This is a genomic window from Streptomyces sp. NPDC126497, assembly GCF_040302425.1.
Lineage (GTDB): Bacteria > Actinomycetota > Actinomycetes > Streptomycetales > Streptomycetaceae > Streptomyces.
Window position 1 is genome coordinate 1 of sequence record NZ_JBEORT010000177.1, and the last position, 6,355, is coordinate 6,355.

Consider the following 6,355-nt stretch of genomic DNA (forward strand, 5'->3'; position numbering starts at 1 on the left):
CTCGGGCGTGCCCCGGCGGCCCGCGGGACGAAGGGCCGCGACGGCGGCCGCGGGCGTCGCCGGTCAGGGCGGTGGGCGGAGCCGGACGGGTTCCTTCAGCATCCGCAGTCGTCGGCGTCCACGGGTGCGGTCAGCGGGTCGGGGGCGCGGCGCTCACGGCCCCGCCGGGTCTCGGACTCGAATCCCTCGCGCACCCAGTACTCGAATCCGCCGAGCATCTCCTTGACCCGGTAACCGCGTTCCGCGAGGGCGAGCGCGGCACGGGCGGCGCCGTCGCACCCGGGGCCCCAGCAGTACGTCACGACCGGGACGGACGGATCCAGGAGCTCCGCGGCCCGCTCGGGGACCAGCGCGGTGGGGAGGTGCACCGCGCCGGGCACGTGCCCCTGGTCCCAGGCCTCGGCGGAACGCGAGTCGACCAGGACGAACCCGGGATCGCCGCCGGCCGCGAGGGCGGCGGCCACGTCGGAGACGTCGGTGTGGAAGGCGAGGCTCGCGCGGAAGTGGGCGGCGGCCTCGGCCGGGGAGGCGGGGGCGACGCGCAGGACGGAGTTCACGGTGGTGGTCACGGGAGAGAAACTACGCCCGCGGGATCCGGGTCTGAAGCGGGGAATCCCGGCCTTCGCCTTGATCGGCCGGGATTCCCCTGCTACTTCTCGGGCATGACCGCGTATTCCCCGGACGCCACCGACTGGCGCATCCTCGACGTCCTCCAGCGGGACGGACGGGCCAGTTTCACCGACCTCGCCCGTGCCGTCTCGATGTCCGCGAGCGCGGTCACCGAGCGGGTGCGCCGGATGGAGGAGGCCGGCGTCATCCGGGGCTACACGGCGGTGGTGGACCCGGAACGGATCGGGCTGCCGGTCCTGGCCTTCGTGCGGCTCCGCTACCCGACCGGCAACTACAAGCCCTTCCACGACCTCGTCGCCGTGATGCCCGAGATCCTGGAGGCGCACCACGTGACGGGCGAGGACTGCTTCGTCATCAAGGTCGCCGTCCGTTCGATGCGGCACCTGGAGGAGGTGACGGGCCGGATCGGCGCCCTCGGCCCGGTGACCACCAGCGTCGTCTACTCCTCGCCGCTGCCGCGCCGCGCGCTGGGGCGGTGAGCCGGCCTCAGCGGGTCCCCCGCTGGCGCAGCTCCGAGCCCGAGCGTCCCTTCACCACCTCCAGCCGGGCGTGTATCCGCCGCCGCAGATCGGCGACGTGGCTGACGATGCCCACGCTGCGGTCGCGTTCGCGCAGGGAGTCCAGGACGTCCAGGACCTCGTCGAGGGTCTGGTCGTCGAGGCTGCCGAAGCCCTCGTCGATGAAGAGGGTGTCCAGCCGGACCCCGCCCGCCTCGTCGGTGACGACGTCCGCGAGACCGAGCGCCAGGGCGAGCGAGGCGAAGAAGGTCTCACCGCCCGAGAGGGTCGCGGTGTCGCGCTCCCGTCCGGTCCAGGCGTCGACGACGTGCAGTCCGAGACCGCTGCGGCCGCGGCCGGTGCGGTCGTCGGAGTGGACGAGGGTGTACCGGCCGGACGACATGCGGTGCAGCCGTACGGTCGCGGCGGCGGCCACCTGTTCCAGGCGGGCGGCGAGGACGTACGACTCCAGGCGCATCCTGCGCTCGTTGTCCGCCGAGGTGCCCGCGGTGAGCCCCGCCATGCGGGCCACCCGGTCGTACTCCTCGCGCAGCGGTCCCAGCCTCCGCACCGCGGCGGCGGCCCGCGCGGAGAGCCGGTCCAGTTCGGCGCAGCGCCGGTCGGCGGCGTCCCGTGCGGAGGCCGCCTCGCGCACCCTGCGGCCGGCCTCCTCGGCGGTCCGCTGTGCGGTGGCGAGGTCGGCGGGCGGCTGCCGGGCGGCGGCCGCGGTCTCCGGTTCGGCGAGGACGGCCCGTACGGCGGCCTCCTCCTGCTGCCAGTCGTCCAGGCGCCGTTGCAGCGCCCGGTGGGCGGTGTCGTCGAGGAGGGCGTCGGCGGCGGCCCGCGGGGTGTCGAAGCCCGCCCGGAAGGCGGCGTCGGCGAGCCGGGCGTCGGCCTCCTTGAGCCGCTGGGCCGCCTCCTCGGCGGCCCGGGCCGCGTCGGCGGCGTCCGTGAGCCGCGCGACGCTCCGCTCCAGTTGCGCGGCACGCGCGGCCACGCTGGCCGCGTCCCCCCGCGCCTGCGCCAGTTCCTCCTCCAGCGCCGCGTGTTCCCGGTCCAGCCGCTCGCGGTGCCCCACCCGGGAGGCCGCCCGGACGGCCGCCTCCCGCTGAGCGGTGATCCGCAGCTCGTGCTCCCGCTCCGCGTGGCGCAGCCGCTCCTGCGCGGCGTGCAGGACGGAGGCGGCGTCCCGGGCCTGCGCGTACTGCCGCTCCAACGCGTCCGCTTCCGCCGCGAGTCGCTCGGTGGCGGCGTCCCCGGCCTCCGCGCTCGCCGCGGCCAGCGCCTCCCGCACGGCGCCGAGCCGCCGCTCGGCCTCGGCCCGCAGGTCGTCGGCGCGCTGGTGGCCGGCGAGGGCGCGTTCCTCCGTCTCGCGGTCGACGTGTCCGTCGACCTTGCGGGCGGGGGCGGGGTGCTCGGTGGCGCCGCAGACCGCGCAGGGCTCGCCGTCGGTGAGGCCGGCGGCCAGTTCGGCGGCGATGCCGTTCAGGCGCTGCTCCTTGAGGTCGAGCCAGCGCTGCCGCGCCGTGAGCGCCTCCTCCCGGGCGGTACGGGCCTGTTCCTCGGCCGTCTCCGCGTCCCCGGCGAGCCGGTCGCGCAGCCGCGCGGCCTCCAGCCGCTGCCGCGCGGGGTCGCGCCGCACGGAGAGTTCGCCGGCCCGCGCCGCGGCCTGCTGCGCGGACTCGATGCCGGCCTGCAGATCCGCGCGGGTCCGCTCCCAGTCCGCGAGCCAGGTCTCCGCGTCCTCCCGCGCCTCCTCGTCGGCGCGTTCCTGGCGGTCCAGGTCGGCGCGCTCGGCGAGGAGTTCCGTCAGCCGCCGCTCGGCGCGGCGGGCCGATTCCAGCCCGCCCAGTTCCTCGGCGGCCCGGCGGGCGGCGGCCGCGAGTCCGGCCGCTCCCGCCTCCGCCAGGGACGCCGGGAGCAGGGCACGCGCGCGCAGCTCGGCACCGGCCGCCCGCCGGTGCCCGGCCTCGGCGGAGTCCCGCAGCTCCAGGGCGGGGGCGACGGTCCCGGCCTTGCGGGCACGCTCCATGCGGGTCCGCGCCTCCCGGCGGGCGCCGGAGCCCTCCTCGAGCCGGGCGGCCCGCTCCCGGGCCTCGGCGAACCGTCGTTGCAGCCGGTCCCGTTCGCGGACGGCCTCCAGGTCCCGGGCGGCGGCGGTCAGGGCGGCCTCGGCGGTGGCGAGGCGGCAGCGGGCGGCGGTGAGCTGTTCCCGCGCGGTGCTGCGGGCGACGGCGGCGGCGCCCAGCACGGCCTCGGCCAGTCCCGGCTCGCCGGGGGCCAGCTCGGGCAGCTCCATGGAGCCGCCCGCGGCCTGCTGCATCCGGTGCGCGTCGGCCAGCAGGCCGGCGTCGCCCTCGCGCACCCGGGACTCGGCGGCCCGCCGGCGTTCGGCGAGGCGCTTCTCCACGTCGGCGAAGCGACGGGTGTCGAAGAGGCGGCCCAGCAGCTTGCCGCGGGCTTCGGCGTCGGCGCGCAGGAAGCGCGCGAAGTCGCCCTGGGGCAGCAGCACGACCTGGCAGAACTGCTCCCGGCTCATGCCGAGGAGCTGGGTGATCTCCTCGCCGATCTCCTGGTGCGAGCGGCTGAGGTCCTTCCAGGCGCCCGAGGCGGCGTCGCGTTCGCGCAGCCAGGTCTGGGCCTTGTCCAGGGTGGTGCCGGTGCCGCGCTTCTTGGGACGCTCCCAGGGCGGCTGCCGGGTGATCTCCAGCCGGCGTCCGGCGACGGTGAGCTCGAGGGTGACCTCGGTGCGCGTGCCCGGGGCCGCGTGGTCGCTGCGCAGGCCCATGCCCTGGCCGCTCTGCCGGGCCCCGGGGACGGAGCCGTAGAGCGCGTAGCAGACGGCGTCCAGGACGGAGGTCTTGCCGGCGCCGGTGGGGCCGTGCAGCAGGAAGAGGCCGGCGCCGGACAGCTCGCCGAAGTCGACGCTCTGGGCGCCCCCGAAGGGCCCGAAGGCCGTCATGTCCAGCCGGTGCAGCCTCACCGCGCCACCTCCCGTACCGCGTCGTCCGCGCGGACCGCGTCGAAGGCGTCCCGCAGGACGGCCCGTTCGTGCGCGTCGGGCCCGGCGCCGCGCACATGGGTCACGAAGTCCTCGGCGATCTGCTGGTCGTCCCGGCCGGCGAGGCGGCGGGCGTAGGAGACCCCTGCGTCCTCCGCCGCCCGGTCCGGGTCGAAGACGAGGCTGAGGGTGTGCGGGAAGCGCCCGGTGAGCCGGGCCATGGGGTCGGCGGGACGGACCGGGTCGGTGAGGGTCGCCTCGACCCACGCCTCCTCGTGGCGGGCCAGCGCGGGGTCGGCGAGCAGTTCCTCCAGGGTGCCGCGGATCCTGGCCAGCGGGCGCGGCACCGGACAGTCGACGCGCTCGGCGGTGACGGATCCGTCGGCGGCCAGGTCGACGAGCCACATGCTCTTGCGGTGCCCGGCCTCGGAGAAGGAGTACGGCAGCGGGGAGCCGGAGTAGCGCACCCGCTCGGTGAGGGTCTGGCAGCCGTGCAGGTGCCCCAGCGCCACGTAGTCGACGCCGTCGAACACCCCGGCGGGCACGGCGGCCACCCCGCCGACGGTGATGTCCCGCTCGCTGTCGCTGGGTTCGCCGCCGGTGACGAAGGCGTGCGCGAGGACGACGGAGCGGGTGCCGGGCGCGCGGGCGGCGAGGTCCGCGCGGACCCGGTCCATGGCGGCGGCCAGCACCGTCTCGTGGCCGGCCTTCTCCACTCCGAAGACGTCCTTCACCAGGACGGGTTCGAGGTACGGCAGCCCGTAGAAGGCGACGTCGCCGTGCTCGTCGGACAGCACCACCGGTGTGCCGCACGCGGACGGTTCGGTCCGCAGGTGGATGCCGGCGCGTCCCATGAGCCCGGCGCCGACGCCGAGGCGGCGGGCCGAGTCGTGGTTGCCGGAGATCATCACCGTCGGGACGCCGAGGCCGGCGAGGCGGTGCAGGGCGTCGTCGAACAGCTCGACCGCGGCGAGCGGCGGCACCGCGCGGTCGTACACGTCTCCCGACACGACCACCGCGTCCACCCCGCGCTCACGCACGGTGCCGACGAGGTGGCCGATGAACTCGGCCTGGGCACCGAGCATGCCGACCCGGTGGAAGGACCGGCCGAGGTGCCAGTCGGAAGTGTGCAGCAGTCTCATGATTCCCGCAGCGTAACCGGCGACCCCGACGGCACGGACGGTTGCTCCCGTATCGCTCCGTCATGCCCCGGCCCGCGTCCGTCCGCCCGTGGCCGTGCACGGCGGGCCGCTCACGCGTCGCCGTACGCCTCCCCGCCCAGCTCGAACCCGGCCGTCCCGGCGGTCGCGTCCGCGAGCCAGGCGCGGAAGGCGTCCACCTCGGCGTCCGGGAGACCGACCTCGATGGTGACCTGCTCGGCGTAGCGCACGTCACGGACCTCGCGGCCGGTGGAGCGCAGGTCGTTCTGGACCTTGCCGGCGCGCTGGTGGTCGACGGTGACCGTGGCCAGGCGGAAGCGGCGGCGGGTGATCGTGCCGAGGGTGTCGATGGCCTCCCCGACCGATCCGCCGTACGCCCGGATCAGGCCGCCCGCGCCGAGCTTGACGCCGCCGTAGTAGCGGGTGACGACGGCGACGACGTACCGCATGTCGCGGCGGAGCAGCATCTGGAGCATGGGCACGCCGGCGGTGCCGCCGGGCTCGCCGTCGTCGCTGGCCTTCTGGGTGGAGGCGTCGGCGCCGATGACGTACGCCCAGCAGTTGTGGGTGGCGTCGGCGTGCTCCTTGCGGACGGCGGCGATGAAGTCCTGCGCCTCCCGCTCGGTGGCCGCCGGGGCGAGGGCGCACAGGAAGCGGGAGCGGTTGATCTCGGTCTCGTGCACACCCGCGCGGGCGACGGTGCGGTACTCGTCCTGCATCCGGCCAGCCTATGCGTCCCCGCGCGGCCCGCCGGCGTCCGCCCCGGGGCACGGTCGGCGACGTCGGGAGGACGGCGCGGCGGTCCCGGCCCGTCCGATCACGCCGGGGCTCCCAGGTCGCGGGTGAGGTCGAGGCCGAGCAGCCGGTCGGCGTAGGCGTACGTCTCGAAGCGGGCGCCGTCCGCCAGGCCGGGGTCCGTCTCCACCGCGCACAGGACGCCCAGCACGCCGGCCGTGTCCAGATCGTCCTCCCACGCGGTGCGCAGACCGGCGCGGACCGCGTCGGGGACCGGCCGTGAGGGCCGGCGCGCCCAGTCGGCGACCGCCCGGCGCCAGCGGTCGAGGGTG

The 6,355-nt window shown here is 76.5% G+C and carries 5 protein-coding genes and 1 pseudogene; 1 reads left to right on the top strand and 5 read right to left on the bottom strand.

The window, feature by feature from the left end:
* Positions 1-95: 95 nt before the first annotated feature.
* A complete protein-coding gene (locus ABTY20_RS34590) occupies positions 96-569 on the bottom strand; it encodes a rhodanese-like domain-containing protein (RefSeq protein ID WP_352001114.1) in 474 nt (157 codons plus the stop codon).
* Positions 570-662: 93 nt separating this feature from the next.
* Here ABTY20_RS34590 and ABTY20_RS34595 point away from each other — a divergent pair, with 93 nt between their 5' ends.
* Complete coding sequence (locus ABTY20_RS34595) at positions 663-1,109, top strand: Lrp/AsnC family transcriptional regulator (RefSeq protein WP_352001115.1); 447 nt, start codon at positions 663-665, stop codon at positions 1,107-1,109.
* 7 nt (positions 1,110-1,116) lie between these two features.
* Here ABTY20_RS34595 and ABTY20_RS34600 read toward each other — a convergent pair whose 3' ends face one another.
* The 4 genes and pseudogenes from ABTY20_RS34600 to ABTY20_RS34615 form a co-directional block, all read right to left on the bottom strand.
* On the bottom strand, positions 1,117-4,110 hold the full coding sequence (locus ABTY20_RS34600; protein ID WP_352001116.1) for an AAA family ATPase: 2,994 nt from the start codon (positions 4,108-4,110) through the stop codon (positions 1,117-1,119).
* Positions 4,107-5,270, bottom strand: a complete 1,164-nt coding sequence (locus ABTY20_RS34605; RefSeq protein ID WP_352001117.1) for an exonuclease SbcCD subunit D — start codon at positions 5,268-5,270, stop codon at positions 4,107-4,109. Before ABTY20_RS34605 ends, ABTY20_RS34600 begins: the two co-directional genes overlap by 4 nt.
* Before the next feature lie 110 nt (positions 5,271-5,380).
* Positions 5,381-6,007, bottom strand: a complete 627-nt coding sequence (locus ABTY20_RS34610; protein ID WP_352001118.1) for a YigZ family protein — start codon at positions 6,005-6,007, stop codon at positions 5,381-5,383.
* A 98-nt stretch (positions 6,008-6,105) separates the two neighbouring features.
* Positions 6,106-6,355: pseudogene (locus ABTY20_RS34615) on the bottom strand (hypothetical protein); the annotation flags it as partial.